The organism is Rhodococcus sp. ARC_M5 (assembly GCF_022810405.1).
Taxonomy (GTDB): Bacteria; Actinomycetota; Actinomycetes; order Mycobacteriales; family Mycobacteriaceae; genus Rhodococcoides; species Rhodococcoides navarretei.
The window spans coordinates 704,175-719,515 of sequence record NZ_JALGQE010000001.1 but is presented as its reverse complement, the minus strand read 5'-3'; the positions used below and the strand labels follow the sequence as shown (position 1 = coordinate 719,515).

The window sequence follows — 15,341 nt, the reverse complement described above, 5'->3', positions numbered from 1 at the left end:
GGCATCCCGTCGATCGGCGTCGGTAGTGCGCAACCCTGCCCGCCACATCCGCGCGTTCACGGGAGTCGACGGTCCGTTGCCGCGATCGACTTTCGGCGACGCCGCACCACGGTGATGATTTCGTCCACGACGCGATCGAGGTCCGCAAGTGCCGTCGCTGCCGAGTATCGCAGCACCAACCAGCCGTCGAGCACCAACTCGTTCTGCCGTCGACGATCGTTGTTGAACGTGGCGGGATCCGTATGGAACTCTCGGCCATCGATTTCGACTATGACTCGTGCGGAAAAGTCGACCAGGTCGCCGTAGAACTTTCCTACGCGCGCATTGATCTCCATTGTGAAGTGGCGAGCCCTCAACGCCCGCGCTACCACGCGCTCCGGCTCGGATTGTGTTCTCGGGCAGCATGTTCGAAGCTGCTTCCGGACGGCAGCCATACCGTGCATTCCCTTCGCCGTGTCACACAATTCGGCGACCCGTCGCCACGGCAGATGATGGTCGATGGCGTTGTCGAAGAACTTCTCGAGATCGGGCGGCGACAACGAGGTCGCGACGTCGACGAATGTCTGTTCCAGTGACACGACTCGCAGGCCTCGGTGGAGTACGGCATCGAGCAGGAGGCGTCGGCGATGGATTCGAATCCAGGGCACCGACCTCGACTGGGTGTTCGGGGCTACCGTGACAGAGACGAGACGCGGTTCGTAGTCGATCAGCCCCCATAACCAGGCCGCACTTTCGTGGCTCAGCACGGCATCCGGTCTCCACAGAGTCGCACCGGTGCACAGGTCGAAGTAGTCCGGTTTCTCAGTCGCGTAGACCTTCGGCAGTAGGCGCACGAGTTCGCCCGACTGCGATCGCCTCGAAATCGTGCTCGTACTGAGCCCTTGCGCCACCAATTGCTGCACCGTGTAAACCCCCATTGGTACACCGTTGCGGTTATGGAGACCCTGCAACAGTGGCAATCTCGCAATTGTGGATAACTCGATGACGCTATCCACAGGCAATGCCCGGCAGAGTGGGCACCAGTGCACGCTACGACCGCCGATCGACGGCATCCCGTCGATCGGCGTCGGTAGTGCGCAACCCTGCCCGAAGCCTCGCGATCAAGCATCCGCCAGCGCAACGACCGGCGAGATCTGATTCGCACGTCGCGCCGGTGTCAGTGACGCACCGAGCGCGAGGAGGCCACCGCACAACACCGTTCCGGCGATGACGGCCCACGGAAGGGTGGGTGCGGTGAGCCCGCGTGAATCCAGGGAACCCAGCAGCGATTGTGCTGCGGCCCAGCCGTAGACGATGCCGAGGATCAGACCGAAGCCCATCGATGCGACCACCATCTGGCTGCTCTCCGAGAGGATCATCGCCCGAATCTGCTTGCGGGTGAATCCGAGAGCGCGGAGCAGACCGATCTCTCGGGTGCGCTGCAGAATGCTCAGCAGCAAATTGTTCACCATCCCGACCGCCGCGATCACAGCCGAGAACCCGATCAGTCCGGTCATGATTCCCACCGTCACGGTGAGGACCTGGTCGACCGATGCTTCGTCGAACTCGTTGACGAGCATCGACCGGTAGCTGTACATCGCGACCGCGAACGTCGTCACCAACGTCACCCCGATCAGCAATCCCACCGCGGTGCGGGTGCTGCGATCCGGATAGCGAATTGCGTTGGCCGAGGCCAATCTCGCCGCTGGTCCGCGGCCGAACAGTCTGCCTACCGCCTTCAGCGTCGCGGGCAGAATTCGGTAGGCACCGACCATGATCCCGGTGAACGACGCGACACCACCGAGGAAGGCGACCAGAACACCGCCCGGGTTGAGCATCCCGACCAAGATCCCGAGCCCGAGCAGCGCTGTTCCGCCGGCGATCAGCACGATCGACAACACCGTCCTGACACGACGTGACCGCGGGGCCTCCACTCCCGTGTCGACGGCACCTCCGGTTGCCTGGACAGGCGTCACGTCCAGGACTTTTCTGGATCCGATGTACGACGCCAACGTCGTCGTCAGCACCACGATGACAACCGGCAGGATCACCAGCGGTTGAACGGACGTGTACTGCACGTCCGGCAGCTGACCGGCCGAGACCGCAACGGCCCGGGCCAGGTGACTCGCGCCGACGCCGAGGACCATACCGACTGCGCCACCGAACAATCCGACGACGAGGCCCTCGCGTGCTACCGATCGGCGCAGGTCTCGAGAGCGGGCTCCCAGCAGTCGAAGTAGTGCGATGGTGCGGGTGCGCCCCGCGACGATCGTCGCGAACGTGTTCGAGGTGACCACCGCCGCGACGTACAACGCGAGGCCGATGAACACCAGCGCCACGCTGTACAGCGCAGTGACGGCTGCACCGTCGGCGTCCCCGAAGATATCGACGAGAAACGCCGTGGCCTGGATCAAGACCACACCGAAGAACGACGCCAGCGAGGTGACCAGAATGCTGGCACCGTGCTCTTTCGACGCCCGAGCAGAAGTCAACGCACTCATCGGACGCTCTCCATTCCCAGCATGTAGCTCGAAATCTGCTCCGCACTGGAACGTCTCAGCTCGTCGACGATGTGCCCGTCGGCGAGGAAGACGATGCGATCGGCGTAGCTGGCCGCGATGGGGTCGTGGGTGACCATGACGATCGACTGGCCGTACTCGCGCACCGCTGCAGCGAGTAGGCCGAGAACCTCACGGCCGGTGCGGGAGTCGAGGTTGCCGGTGGGTTCGTCGGCGAAGATCAGATGCGGCCGTGTGCCCAGCGCGCGGGCGATCGCAACGCGCTGTTGCTGCCCGCCCGAGAGCTGATGCGGGCGGTGGTTCACCCGCTCCTGCAGTCCGAGGGTATCGATGAGCTGCTCGATCCATGCCGACTCCTGCGCTGTGGGCGCACGGCCGTCGAGCTCGAACGGCAGCAGGATGTTGCCCCGAACATCGAGGGTGGGGACGAGATTGAAGGACTGAAAGATGAAGCCGACCTGCTTGCGCCGCAACGTCGTCAGAGCGTCGTCGTTCGCCGAGGTGATGTCTGCACCGGCCAACATCAGGTGACCTGAACTGGCGTTGTCCAAGCCCGCCATGACATGCATCAGGGTCGATTTTCCGGAACCGGACGGACCCATGATGGCAGTGAACTGTCCGCTGTGAATATCGAGAGACACGTTGTCGAGGGCGCTCACCGGATTGGAGGAGTCGCCGAAATACTTGCTGACCTGAAATGCCCGGGCGACCGGGGGATGTGTTGTCGTCATGTCCACAACGCTATGAACTCGGCGGACCGGAGTAATCAGGCGCGAGTCTTCGCCTCGTACATCTGCAGAATGACTTCGGTGTCAGTCCCCAGTGAGTCCGTGCTCGAACGCGTAGACCACCAGCTGCACCCGATCACGCAGATGGAGCTTGGCGAATATGCGGCTGATGTGCGTTTTCACCGTCGCCTCGCTCAGGTACTCCAGCTCGGCTATCTCCGAGTTGCTCAACCCGCGGGCGGTGAGCCTGAAGAGCTCCTTCTCCCGCGCAGTGAGCGTGGCGAACGCACCCGGAACCTTCGGCACCACCGGCGTCGGCGTGAAATGAGCCAGCAAACCCGTCGTCGCGGACGCGGCGATCACCGAATTACCCGCGTGCACCGTGCGGATCGCGGCGAGCAGGAATTCCGGGTCCGCATCCTTGAGTACGAATCCGCTTGCCCCCGAACGAATCGCCCGTGCCGCACTCTCGTCGAGGTCGAACGTCGTCAGGACCAGGATCCGCGGAGGAGTATCGGAGGCAGCCAGAATCTGCTCGGTCGCGGCGATACCGTCGAGCACCGGCATCCGGACGTCCATGAGCATCACGTCCGGAGTCGCCGACGCGGCGAGCTCGACGGCTTCTCGTCCGTTACCCGCCTCGCCGACGAATTCCAGATCGGCCTGCGAGGAGATGAGCATGCGAATGCCCGCCCGGAACAGTTGCTGGTCGTCGACCAGCGCCACCTTGATTCGATCGGCCATCAGTCGATTCCCTTCGTGGACGATCCGGCGGCAGGAAGCCAGGCAGTCACGGTCCACGACGAGCCGTCGCCGGTCGCGGTGCACATGCCACCGGCGAGGCTGGCGCGCTCTTTCATTCCTGCGACTCCGTGACCGGAGGATTCGGGGCTGTCACGCCCGGGGAGAACGCTGTTGCGCACCGTCAGTTCGATGCCGGCAGAATCGGATTCGATGGTCACGGTTACCGGTCGGTCCGGATCACCGTGCCGCAGGGCGTTGGTCAGCGATTCTTGGGCAATGCGATACAGCGCCAAGTGCGTTCCGGCACCCAACGACACTTCGGTGGGGTCGATCGAGGAGTCGATGTTCAGGCCGGTGGCACGCATCTGATCGAACAGGCGCTCCAGATCGCCGGGGCCAGGGGTCGGTAGATCACCCTGACTGTGCCGAAGCTGTCCCAGTAGCACCCGAACGTCGGACAGAGCCTCGCGGGCGGTGTCGGAGATGGTCGTCAGTGCGGTGTCGACGGCAGCGGGGTCCACGGCGCGCACGTAGCGTGCACCGTCGGCCTGAGCGATCACCACGGCGAGCGAGTGCGCCACGATGTCGTGCATGTCGCGGGCAATTCGGTTGCGCTCCTGCTCGATTGCCACTTCGTGTTCGGCGCGGGCCTGATGTACCTCGGCAAGCTCGCGCGCGTGTGCGGATTCGATGGCCGAGCGGCGCGCGTAGGCGAGCCGGCCCAGGGCCCAGGACAGACCGAGCATCGCCCACAGGCCCGCGAGAAGTAGGGCGAACTGTAGGAACCGAGGTTCCTGGTAGACCTCTTCGGTCGGCGAGCCGAATGGATTGCCGTCCACGTAGGCCAGATACAACGCTGCGATCACTCCGCCGCCGACGGCCGACGCCAGCCCGAGGCGTCGAATCACGTTGTCGCCGTACGCGGCCGTGCAATACAGGATCGCGAAGATCGCTGTATCGGCCGAGAGGTCGAGTACCCCGCCGACCATCTGTACGACGGCGAGCACCCAGGCGAGCGCCAACGACAGTCGCGGTGATCGGCGCCGAACTGCCAGTGCGAGGCCGAACCCGATCAGGACAACCACGGCGGGAGAGCCGTAGGGTCCGCTCAGGGTTGACGGCAGCAGCAGAAGAACGAAGACGACGGCGTAGGTGACGTCGAGCACCTGCCGTGAGATCGAACGCTTGCGTAGCACTCGATCAGACTACGTGGATCAGTTCGTGCGGCGACGAGCCTTCTCGAGCGCGGCCAGAGTGGACAGCACGGTTGTCCGCTGCCGTTCGAGATCCTTCATGCGAGCACGTGCAGGCAGGCCCTGCACGCCGTCGAGCGCGCTGATCTGCTCGTCGACGGAGGTGAGCTGGCCGAGCAGCTTCTCCACGCGGGACTGCAGTTCGATCGCATCGATTCCGGTGACACCGGCCTGCGACTTCTTCGTCGGTGCCTTCGCCGGAGCGGACGCCGGCGAGGCCGGTGCGTTCCCTGCGGCAGCGGCCCTGGGACGCAACGCTTTGCGGACGGCAGCCGGATCGGGCAGCTTCTCGAGCCGAATACGGTTGAGCACCTCACGTGCATCCCGAGCGGTGACGCGGTATTCGCGCTCCTCCTCGTCCTCGGACGCCAGCGTGCCGCCCAGAGGGCGCAGGCCGTACATCCCGATGAAGTGCTTGGCCTCGTCGATGACGGCTTCCTTCTCGCGGCACAGACCACAGCGCGGCTCGTTTCGGAAGTCCTCGACGCTGTCGGTGCTACCGCACCAGACGCATCCGCCCGGCGTCCATCGGGCGATTCTGACCGTAGTAGTTCCAGTCGGGCCGTGGGAAGAGTCTGCGTCGATCACGACGAGTCATCTTAGGTGACAACAAAACCCGCCCCACACACCCCCGTCTCGCGAGCTGCATGTTCGGGTCACGGACGTGACGTAGTTCATGCGACGCGGACGGAGAGTGGGCGGGGCGGGTTTCGGATCGAGCGAAACAGACCTGGAGGTCGGGAGTGGAGGCTGCGGAACGACCCAGGCGGTGCTAGGAGTGGAGCCTGCGGAAGGACCCAGGGGTACTAGGCGCTGCCGTTGAACAAGCTTGTCACCGAACCGTTTTCGAAGACCTCGCGGATGGTGCGAGCCAGCAGCGGAGCGATCGAGAGCTCGGTCAGCGTGTCGAAGCGCTTCTCGTCGCTGATCGGCAGGGTGTTGGTGACGACGACTTCCTTGGCACCGCAGTTGGCGAGGCGCTCGGCGGCCGGGTTGGACAGCACGCCGTGGGTTGCAGCGATGACGACGTCACCCGCTCCGGCTTCCTTGAGCACCTTGACTGCTCCGGCGATGGTGCCGCCGGTGTCGATCATGTCGTCGATGAGGATGCAGGTGCGGCCTTCGACGTCACCGACCACGCGGTTGGACTTGACCTGGTTGGGCACCAACGGGTCACGCGTCTTGTGGATGAAGGCGAGCGGTGCGCCGCCGAACGAGTCGGCCCACTTCTCGGCGACGCGCACACGGCCGGAGTCGGGGGAGACGACGGTGATGTGCTCGAGGCTGTACTTACCGCGGATGTGATCGGCGAGCTGGCTGTGTGCATGCATGTGATCGACGGGGCCGTCGAAGAAGCCCTGGATCTGATCGGTGTGCAGGTCGACGGTGATGATGCGGTCGGCTCCTGCTGTCTTGAGCAGGTCGGCGACCAGGCGGGCGGAGATGGGCTCGCGGCCGCGGTGCTTCTTGTCCTGTCGCGCATAGGGATAGAACGGCAGGATCGCGGTGATGCGCTTGGCCGATCCGCGCTTGAGCGCGTCGATCATGATGAGCTGTTCCATCAGCCAGGTGTTGAGCGGGAACGGATGCGACTGCAGCACGAAGGCGTCCGATCCGCGGACCGACTCCTCGAAGCGAACGAAGATCTCGCCGTTGGCGAAGTCACGCGCGGTCTGCGGGGTGACGTCGATTCCGAGTTCCTTGGCGACCTGCTCGGCCAACTCCGGATGTGCTCGACCAGAAAACAACATCAGGTTCTTCTGGTTGTCGATCCAATTAGGGGTGGTCACTGCTCTTCGCCGTCCTTTTGTTCTTGCCGATCACGATCTGCGAGCGCCGCTGCTTTCGCAGCTTCGGTTCCGGGCCTGTTGTCGATGACCCAGCCTTCGATATTGCGTTGCTTGCCACCGGAGACAGCCAGCGCGCCGGGAGGAACATCGTCCCGAACCACTGTTCCTGCACCGGTGTAAGCGCCGTCGCCCACATGCACGGGTGCGACGAACGTCGAGTCGGAACCGGTCCGTACGTGGGATCCGATTTCCGTACGGCTCTTGTTGACGCCGTCGTAGTTGGCGAAGACGTTGGAGCAACCGATGTTGCTGTGGTGCCCGATCGTGGCGTCGCCGACGTACGTGAGGTGCGGAACCTTGGTGTGGTTGCCGATCGTGGCGTTCTTCGTCTCGACGTAGGCACCGAGTTTGCCGCCTTCGCCCAGCACCGTGCCGGGACGAAGGTAGGTGAACGGCCCGACGGTGGCGTCAGGTCCGATCACGGCCTGCTCGGCGTGGGTTCGTACGACCGACGCGCGCTCGCCGATCTCGACGTCACGCAGGGTCGAGTCCGGCCCGACGATGGCGTCGTCGGCGATGTGGGTCTTGCCGTGGAGTTGGACGCCGGGTTCGATGCGGACGTCCGCGCCGAGGGTGACGTCGATGTCGATCCAGGTGGTCGACGGGTCGACGACGGTGACTCCGGCCCGCATGTGCCGTTCGACGATGTGGCGGTTGAGCACGGACGTGACGTGCGCGAGCTGGACGCGGTCGTTGACGCCCACCACCAGATCGGGATCGGCGAGCTGGGTGCCGTAGACGGCTTTGCCGTCGGCCTTGCTGATCTTGACGACGTCGGTCAAGTACAGCTCGTGCTGAGCGTTGGCGGTGCTGAGTTTGCCCAGGGCGGTACGCAGTGCAACGGCGTCGAATGCGTAGACGCCGGAGTTGACCTCACCGATCAGCACTTGAGCGGGGGTGGCGTCGGCGTGCTCGACGATCTCGGCCACTTCACCGTCGTCGGTGCGGACGATGCGGCCGTAGCCGTTGGCATCGTCCGGAAGAAAGGTCAGCACTGTTGCGGCCGCGGGCCGCGGGGCGCTCAGATGCTCGTCGAGCAGAGCTTTGAGTGTGTGGCCGTCGAGCAGGGGAACATCGGCCGCGGTGACGAGGATCGTGCCCTCGAAGTCGTCGGGAAGGGCTGCGAGGCCGCACTGGACGGCGTGTCCGGTGCCGAGCTGGCGATCCTGGACGGCGGTGTGAATCGTGCGACCGAAGGTGGCCGCGAGGTCGTTGACGGCGTCGGTCACTCGCTCGCGATCGTGCCCGACGACGGTCACCAGATGGTCGGGGCCGAGGTCGGCGGCTGCGTGGAGAGCGTGCGCGAGCATCGTGCGGCCGGCGAGGGGATGCAGAACTTTCGGAGTCTTCGACCGCATTCGGGTACCTGCACCCGCAGCGAGAACGACCACGGCGGTCTGCACAGGCATTGAGCTCCTCAGGCGGTAACGCGAAGACGGTATGCACGAATGATGTTGCTCGCTCCGCCGCCAGGACTCGAACCTGAACTATCTGAACCAAAATCAGAGGTGCTGCCATTACACCACGGCGGATAAACGGCCAGCGGTTTCATCAGTGGCCGACGAATCGAACGACTCATTCGTTTGCCGCTGCGCTCCCACTGAGCGCAACGATCCTCGCACGCGAGGTGGTGGTGAGTCGAACCGCGACGTAATAGAGACCACCCGACCCGTTCTCGTACCCGCACTCCCGACGCTCGAAACCGGATGGTTCGGGCATGGTTAGGGTGAAGGAAGGCGTCGAATGCGGCGTCCGACAGTGCACACGGTCGGCAACGGAAGCGGTTTTCCATGACAGGCGCAGCCTCCGAGCAGGAACGCTCACCTCGGGTCCGGATGACAGGGACGCAACGGCGCGAACAGTTGATAGAGGTGGGCCGGACGCTGTTCGCCGAACGCGGGTACGAGGCTGCCTCGGTGGAGGAGATCGCCGGACGTGCGAACGTGTCCAAGCCGGTCGTCTACGAACACTTCGGCGGCAAGGAAGGCCTCTATGCCGTCATCGTCGACCGAGAGATGTCGACGCTTCTCGGCATGATCACCAAGTCACTCGACCTCAATCGGTCGCGGATTCGCGTCGAACGTGTCGCACTTGCACTGCTGACCTACATCGAGGACCGGACCGACGGTTTTCGCATTCTCGTCCGTGATTCCCCTGCCGCTGCCGAGGACGGTAAGTACTCGTCGTTGCTCAACGAGGCCATCGGTCGCGTCGGGCACATGCTGGCCGGGGACTTCTCACGCCGCGGACTGGATCCCGAGTTCGCGCCCATGTACGCCCAGGCCTTGGTGGGAATGGTGTCGATGACGGCGCAATGGTGGCTCGATGTGCGCACACCGTCGAAAGAGGTGGTTGCGGCGCACGTGGTCAACCTGTGCTGGAACGGACTGACGAATCTGGAGGCCGACCCTCGATTGACCGAGGAATGAGACTCGGTTTCGACTCTTGCCTGGGAAAGAGGGGGTATCGTCCCCTTTGTCGGCCGTGAGAGCTCTGTCACTCCCCGCAGGGTTCTCGATCGGACCGATGCATGTTGGCACAAGACGTAAAGCCACTCAGTGGTACCGTTCGGGCGTAATTTGCGCAGTGGCAGTTCTGAACTTGCGAAGGCGGATCCTATGGTCAGGCAGGCTCGCGCTGAAATCACTCGCGACACCGTGCTGGCTGGCGCAGCGAACGTATTCTTGCGCCTCGGGTACGCGAACGCGAGCCTCAGCGAAATCATCTCTCAGTCACAGGTCACCAAGGGCGCTCTGTACTTCCACTTCGGATCCAAGGAAGAACTTGCGCGGGCGGTCATCGACGAGGGTAATTCCCGCCTGATCACTGCATGCCAGCAGTTCAACGACGGCCGCATCCCGGCGCTGGAAGCGGCCATCGGCATCTCCTACATCGTCGTCGACCTCTCGGTCAGCGATCCCATGGTCTCGGCCATGCTCCGGCTGAGCCACCAGATCGGCGACTACCGGGGGACCGAGGGCAACGTCATGGCCGGGTGGAGCGAATCGTTCGACAAGCTCGCCGCCAAGGCCATCGCGCAGGGTGACATCGACCCCAACTCGGACCCCAAGACCATCGGATCCCTCGTGCTCGAGATTCTCACGGGTGTGCACATGGTCGCCGTTGCCACCTCCACCACCGAGGAACTGCCGTCGCGCATGGAGCGCCTCTGGTACTACCTTCTTCCGGCTTTGGTGCCTGCCAACAAGCTCGACTACTTCCGCGAATTCGCAGCACGTCGAGTCATTCGCTTCGGGCCGTAAATCACGAGTTTCTCGAAACGAAGTCCGCAATATCGTCTCGGAGTCGATCCGGGTACGCACCGTTGATCGCAGGCGACGCGATCGTCACCGAGTGCCTGCACGATCCGGGTCACGACTCGGCCGCTGCCGCCGAGTCTCTCGCAGCGATGCTCGATGCAGCTCTGACGTAGCCCGTCCTCGTCTCCCGCCTGCCGGGCAGTCGGTGTACTCCCATAGACTCGGTGGTGACTGTGCGTGAGCAGCCATCGCCTCGAATCGCTTGTAGGAGCATTGCTGTTGTCTTCCGATTCTCTGCCTGCCATTTCTCCATCCGGGCCGGCCCCGATCGTTCCCGACGCGGCGCTGCAACTCTCGGGTCTGGCGAGCGTGGCGCTGACGGATTCGTCGATGGTGGCCGTTGCCGACGCAATCGGAACCGCTGAGCACACGCTCATCGGACCGCACTCGGTTCGCCCATTCGTCGCCGCTGCAATCGCGCAGCACACCCAGCTGTTGATCGTGACCGCCACCGGGCGTGAAGCGGACGATCTGACCGACGAACTCCGCCAGATTCTCGGCGGCGGAGTGGTCATGTTCCCGTCGTGGGAGACCCTTCCGCACGAGCGACTCTCACCGAGCGCCGACACCGTCGGCAAACGCCTCGACGTGCTCCGACGGCTCGCGCGCCCCGGCGACGCCGACTACGGCGATCCCCTGCGCGTCATCGTCACCACCGTCCGCTCGCTGGTGCAACCGATGGCCCCGGGTCTCGGCGAGATCGAGCCCGTGACCTTGAAGGTCGGTCTGGACATCGATTTCGACGGTTTGATCCACCGACTCGTCGAGTTCGGATACGTGCGCGTGGACATGGTCGGCAAGCGCGGCGAGTTCGCCGTCCGCGGCGGCATCCTCGACCTCTTCTCGCCGACGGCAGATCATCCGGTGCGCGTGGAATTCTGGGGCGACGAGATCACCGAGCTCCGTGCGTTCGCAGTCTCCGATCAGCGTTCGTTGCCCGATCACGAGGTAGATCTGGTCATCGCGCCGCCGTGCCGCGAACTGCTGCTCACCCAGGAAGTCCGCGATCGCGCCGCAGTACTCGCAGCCGACAATGCCGGCGACACCGCGTTGGTCGAGATGCTCGACAAGCTGTCCGCAGGCGTCCCGGTCGAGGGCATGGAGGCGTTGCTGCCGCTGCTGCAGCCGGGTGAGCTGCAATTGCTCGCCGATACCCTCCCCGCAGGAACGCACGTGTTGCTGTGCGACCCCGAGCGAATTCGCACGCGCGCAACAGATCTGGTACGCACGGGCCAGGAGTTCCTCGAAGCATCCTGGACGGCTGCATCGATCGGTGGAGCTGCGCCCCTCGACACCTCCACCCTCGACACGTCCAGCCTCGAAGGGGCGTCACTCGACCTCGGGGCCTCGGCCTACCGTTCCCTGCGGCAGGTTCGCGAGTCTGCGCAGATCCACGGCCGTCCGTGGTGGACCATCAGCCCGCTCGCATCCGGAAACGGTGAGGAAGTCGAACTCGCCGTCGATTCGGTTCCGGAGGTTCGGGGGTCCGAGGAGGCGCTGACGGCCCTGTTCGCGACTTTGCGAGCGCACATCGCCACCGGTGGTCGCGCCGTCATCTCCGTGGCAGGCGCAGGTACCGCCACCCGCATCATCGAACGCCTCGCCGAGGCGGAAGTTCCTGCAGCACATCTCGATTCCGGTGCGGTCCCGGCCGCTGACATCGTGAACGTCCTGTGCGGATCGTTGCACGACGGCCTGGTGTTTCCCGACGCGAAGCTCGTGGTCGTCACCGAGAGTGATCTGACCGGCAACCGCGTGGCCGCGGCGGGCGAGGGACGCAAGCTCCCGGCGAAGCGTCGCAATCAGGTCGATCCGCTCGCCCTGGTGGCCGGCGACAGCGTCGTGCACGATCAGCACGGCATCGGCCGATTCGTCGAGATGGTCGAGCGCACCATCGGCGGTGCGCGACGCGAATATCTCGTCGTCGAATATGCACCCAGTAAGCGCGGTCATCCCGGAGATCGACTCTTCGTCCCCATGGACTCGCTCGACCAGCTCTCGCGTTACGTCGGCGGTGAGCTGCCGTCTCTGAGCAAACTTGGCGGATCCGATTGGGCCAACACCAAACGCAAGGCGCGCAAGGCAGTTCGCGAGATCGCCGGAGAGCTCGTGCAGCTGTACGCGGCTCGGCAGGCCGCTCCCGGGCACGCTTTCGGACCCGACACCCCGTGGCAGCTCGAAATGGAAGATGCGTTCGGCTTCACCGAGACGGTCGACCAGATGACGGCCATCACCGACGTCAAGGCGGACATGGAGAAGGCGGTTCCGATGGACCGTGTCATTCTCGGTGACGTCGGGTACGGCAAGACCGAGATCGCGGTGCGCGCCGCGTTCAAGGCGGTGCAGGACGGCAAGCAGGTCGCCGTGCTCGTGCCGACAACGCTTCTGGCGCAACAGCATCTGCAGACCTTCACCGCACGGATGGCGTCGTTCCCGGTGACCGTCAGGGGGCTCTCGCGCTTCACGCACGGCTCCGAGTCCAAGGAGGTCATGGCCGGGTTGGCCGACGGGACGGTGGACATCGTCGTCGGTACGCACCGGTTGCTGCAGACCGGTGTCGCGTGGAAGGACCTCGGCTTGGTCATCGTCGACGAGGAGCAGCGCTTCGGCGTCGAGCACAAGGAGCACATCAAGTCGCTCCGAACCCACGTCGACGTGCTGACGATGTCGGCGACTCCGATTCCGCGAACGCTCGAGATGAGCCTCGCCGGAATCCGTGAGATGTCTACCATTCTCACCCCGCCCGAGGAGCGGCACCCGGTGCTGACCTATGTGGGCGCGTACAACGACAAGCAGGTCGCGGCGGCCATCAGGCGTGAGTTGCTGCGTGACGGTCAGGTGTTCTTCGTCCACAACCGAGTCAGCTCGATCGACAAGGCCGCCAAGAAGATCCGCGATCTGGTCCCCGAGGCCCGGGTGGCGACGGCACACGGTCAGATGAACGAGGAGACCCTCGAGCGCACCGTGCAGGGGTTCTGGCAACGCGAGACCGATGTGTTGGTGTGTACCACCATCATCGAGACCGGTCTCGACATCTCCAACGCCAACACACTGATCGTGGAGCGGTCCGATTCGCTCGGCCTGTCGCAGTTGCATCAGCTCCGCGGTCGCGTGGGGCGTAGCCGCGAGCGTGGCTACGCGTACTTCCTGTATCCGCCCGAGAAGCCGCTCACCGAGACTGCCTACGACCGGCTGGCGACCATCTCGCAGAACTCCGACCTCGGTGCCGGTATGGCCGTGGCGATGAAGGACCTCGAAATCCGTGGTGCCGGAAACGTTCTGGGCGCGGAGCAGTCCGGCCACGTCGCAGGCGTCGGATTCGACCTGTACGTGCGGCTCGTCGGTGAGGCGGTCGAGGCGTACCGCGCGGCCGCCGACGGAAAGCCCATCACCACCGACGAGGCACCCAAGGAAGTTCGTATCGACCTCCCCGTCGACGCCAACATTCCACCCGATTACGTCACCAGCGATCGGTTGCGACTCGAGGGCTATCGAAAGCTCGCTGCGGCAGCCGATTCCGAGGGCATCGACGCCGTCATCGAAGAACTCGTCGACCGGTACGGCCCGTTGCCCGAGGAGGTCGGCCGACTGGTCTCCATCGCCAAGCTGCGCCTGATCGCCAAGGAATACGGCCTCACCGACGTCAACGTTGCCGGAACGCAGGTGAAGCTGGCGCCGATGGACTTGCCCGACTCCAAGCAGATCCGCCTCAAGCGGCTCTACCCGAGCGCTGCGTACCGGGCCACGACCGGAGTGGTCCAGTTGCCGCTGCCGCGCGTCGAAGGGGGCGGCGTGGGGGCGGCGCGCGTACGCGACGTCGAATTGGTGCAGTTCATCGCCGATCTCATCCTATCCTTGGACGGGAAGCCATCTCGGTCGGTGTTGTTGGAGCAAACAGTGGGGGTGTAGCGGTGACGGTAGTTCTGCTCGACCCTGTTCGACCCACACAAGTGCCGGTGGACGCTGTCGAATTCCTCGGCGGCGCGGTGCAATTCACCGAAGAGGTACCGGTGCGGGTGCGGTGGCTGTTCTCGGGAACCGCCGCGCCCGACGCCGTCGACGCAGTGCTGGTGAGCACCGACCCGGCCAACCCCGACGTCCAGGAACGGATCGCGCGCGGCGAACGCGTCGTTGCTGCTGAGAAGCTACCCGGTGACGACGTCATCGCAGCCGTGCAACTCATGGATCGCCTGCGCACCCTCGGCGGTTGGGAAGCGCAGCAGACCCACGAGTCGTTGCGTGGCTACCTTCTGGAAGAAACCTACGAGCTGCTCGACGCCATCGCCGCGGGCAACCTGGTGGACCTGCGCGAGGAACTCGGAGACCTGTTGCTGCAGGTGCTCTTTCATTCCCGGATCGCCCAGGATGCCGCCGAGAACGCGTTCGATGTCGACGACGTCGCTGCCGGACTCGTCGCCAAGCTCACTCACCGCAGCCCGCACCTCGGTCGAACGGATGCCGGTCCCATCGACATCGCCGAACAAGAGCGGGCCTGGGAAGAGAAGAAGGCATCGGAGAAGGCACGCGGGTCCTGCGTCGACGGAATCGCCCTGTCTCAGCCCTCACTCGCACTGGCGCAGAAAGTGATCGGACGAGCCACCAAGGCAGGCCTGCCCGACGAGCTGATTCCCGACGGCCTACGCGTCGTACACATCGGGGTCGATCACTCGCACGGAGGAGACAGTGCCGAGGACCTGCTGAGGCGTCGGGTATTGGATTTCGCAACCCTGATCCGCAATGCCGAAGCGTCGGCCCGCAACGCCGGCATCGAGTCGGGGGAGATGTCTGCACTGGACTGGATAGAGCACTGGGGTCTGCGGGGCTGACACTCCCGTCCGGACCGCCCACCCCCCCGGACGCCCACCCCCCCGAACGCGTCAATGGACCACTGCACTGCCCAGACGTATGCAGTGCGCCATTCACGCGAACCAGGCTGCTGCGTCAATGA

At 64.5% G+C, this 15,341-nt stretch carries 12 protein-coding genes and 1 tRNA gene; 4 read left to right on the top strand and 9 right to left on the bottom strand.

Going from position 1 to position 15,341, the window contains the following annotated elements:
• Positions 1-56: 56 nt before the first annotated feature.
• The 9 genes from MTX34_RS03155 to MTX34_RS03115 all read right to left on the bottom strand — a co-directional run bounded on the left by MTX34_RS03155 (position 57) and on the right by MTX34_RS03115 (position 8,605).
• On the bottom strand, positions 57-917 hold the full coding sequence (locus MTX34_RS03155) for a DUF559 domain-containing protein (protein WP_243608412.1): 861 nt from the start codon (positions 915-917) through the stop codon (positions 57-59).
• Positions 918-1,100: 183 nt separating this feature from the next.
• Complete coding sequence (locus MTX34_RS03150) at positions 1,101-2,480, bottom strand: ABC transporter permease (protein WP_243608411.1); 1,380 nt, start codon at positions 2,478-2,480, stop codon at positions 1,101-1,103.
• Positions 2,477-3,229: an ABC transporter ATP-binding protein gene (locus MTX34_RS03145; RefSeq protein WP_243608410.1), complete on the bottom strand. Its 753-nt coding sequence runs from the start codon at positions 3,227-3,229 to the stop codon at positions 2,477-2,479. Before MTX34_RS03145 ends, MTX34_RS03150 begins: the two co-directional genes overlap by 4 nt.
• An 81-nt stretch (positions 3,230-3,310) precedes the next feature.
• Positions 3,311-3,970 carry a response regulator transcription factor gene (locus MTX34_RS03140; protein WP_243608409.1) on the bottom strand — a complete coding sequence of 220 codons (660 nt, stop codon included), beginning with the start codon at positions 3,968-3,970 and terminating at the stop codon, positions 3,311-3,313.
• A complete protein-coding gene (locus tag MTX34_RS25935; protein ID WP_243608408.1) occupies positions 3,970-5,166 on the bottom strand; it encodes a sensor histidine kinase in 1,197 nt (398 codons plus the stop codon). Before MTX34_RS25935 ends, MTX34_RS03140 begins: the two co-directional genes overlap by 1 nt.
• Before the next feature lie 18 nt (positions 5,167-5,184).
• Positions 5,185-5,811 (bottom strand): hypothetical protein, encoded by a 627-nt coding sequence (locus MTX34_RS03130; protein WP_243608407.1) that lies wholly within the window; start codon positions 5,809-5,811, stop codon positions 5,185-5,187.
• Positions 5,812-6,029: 218 nt separating this feature from the next.
• Positions 6,030-7,013: a ribose-phosphate diphosphokinase gene (locus MTX34_RS03125; protein WP_308198140.1), complete on the bottom strand. Its 984-nt coding sequence runs from the start codon at positions 7,011-7,013 to the stop codon at positions 6,030-6,032.
• Positions 7,010-8,482: a bifunctional UDP-N-acetylglucosamine diphosphorylase/glucosamine-1-phosphate N-acetyltransferase GlmU gene (gene glmU, locus MTX34_RS03120; RefSeq protein WP_243608406.1), complete on the bottom strand. Its 1,473-nt coding sequence runs from the start codon at positions 8,480-8,482 to the stop codon at positions 7,010-7,012. Before glmU ends, MTX34_RS03125 begins: the two co-directional genes overlap by 4 nt.
• A gap of 52 nt (positions 8,483-8,534) precedes the next feature.
• Positions 8,535-8,605 (bottom strand) — tRNA-Gln (locus tag MTX34_RS03115).
• Between the two features lie 258 nt (positions 8,606-8,863).
• Here MTX34_RS03115 and MTX34_RS03110 point away from each other — a divergent pair.
• The 4 genes from MTX34_RS03110 to MTX34_RS03095 all read left to right on the top strand — a co-directional run bounded on the left by MTX34_RS03110 (position 8,864) and on the right by MTX34_RS03095 (position 15,219).
• Positions 8,864-9,502 (top strand): TetR/AcrR family transcriptional regulator, encoded by a 639-nt coding sequence (locus MTX34_RS03110; protein WP_094613864.1) that lies wholly within the window; start codon positions 8,864-8,866, stop codon positions 9,500-9,502.
• A gap of 189 nt (positions 9,503-9,691) precedes the next feature.
• Complete coding sequence (locus MTX34_RS03105; protein ID WP_243596242.1) at positions 9,692-10,336, top strand: ScbR family autoregulator-binding transcription factor; 645 nt, start codon at positions 9,692-9,694, stop codon at positions 10,334-10,336.
• Positions 10,337-10,723: 387 nt separating this feature from the next.
• The gene (gene mfd / locus MTX34_RS03100; RefSeq protein ID WP_243608467.1) at positions 10,724-14,302 is read left to right on the top strand and encodes a transcription-repair coupling factor; all 3,579 of its coding nucleotides are present in this window, start codon (positions 10,724-10,726) and stop codon (positions 14,300-14,302) included.
• Positions 14,303-14,304: 2 nt separating this feature from the next.
• Positions 14,305-15,219, top strand: coding sequence for a MazG family protein (locus tag MTX34_RS03095; protein WP_243608405.1), 915 nt, complete (start codon positions 14,305-14,307; stop codon positions 15,217-15,219).
• Positions 15,220-15,341: the final 122 nt, after the last annotated feature.

Coding starts and splice junctions, on each gene's coding strand:
- MTX34_RS03155 (WP_243608412.1), bottom strand. CDS start 917: ATGGGGGTTTACACGGTGCAGCAATTGGTGGCGCAAGGGCTCAGTACG.
- MTX34_RS03150 (WP_243608411.1), bottom strand. CDS start 2,480: ATGAGTGCGTTGACTTCTGCTCGGGCGTCGAAAGAGCACGGTGCCAGC.
- MTX34_RS03145 (WP_243608410.1), bottom strand. CDS start 3,229: ATGACGACAACACATCCCCCGGTCGCCCGGGCATTTCAGGTCAGCAAG.
- MTX34_RS03140 (WP_243608409.1), bottom strand. CDS start 3,970: ATGGCCGATCGAATCAAGGTGGCGCTGGTCGACGACCAGCAACTGTTC.
- glmU (WP_243608406.1), bottom strand. CDS start 8,482: ATGCCTGTGCAGACCGCCGTGGTCGTTCTCGCTGCGGGTGCAGGTACC.
- MTX34_RS03110 (WP_094613864.1), top strand. CDS start 8,864: ATGACAGGCGCAGCCTCCGAGCAGGAACGCTCACCTCGGGTCCGGATG.
- MTX34_RS03105 (WP_243596242.1), top strand. CDS start 9,692: ATGGTCAGGCAGGCTCGCGCTGAAATCACTCGCGACACCGTGCTGGCT.
- mfd (WP_243608467.1), top strand. CDS start 10,724: ATGGTGGCCGTTGCCGACGCAATCGGAACCGCTGAGCACACGCTCATC.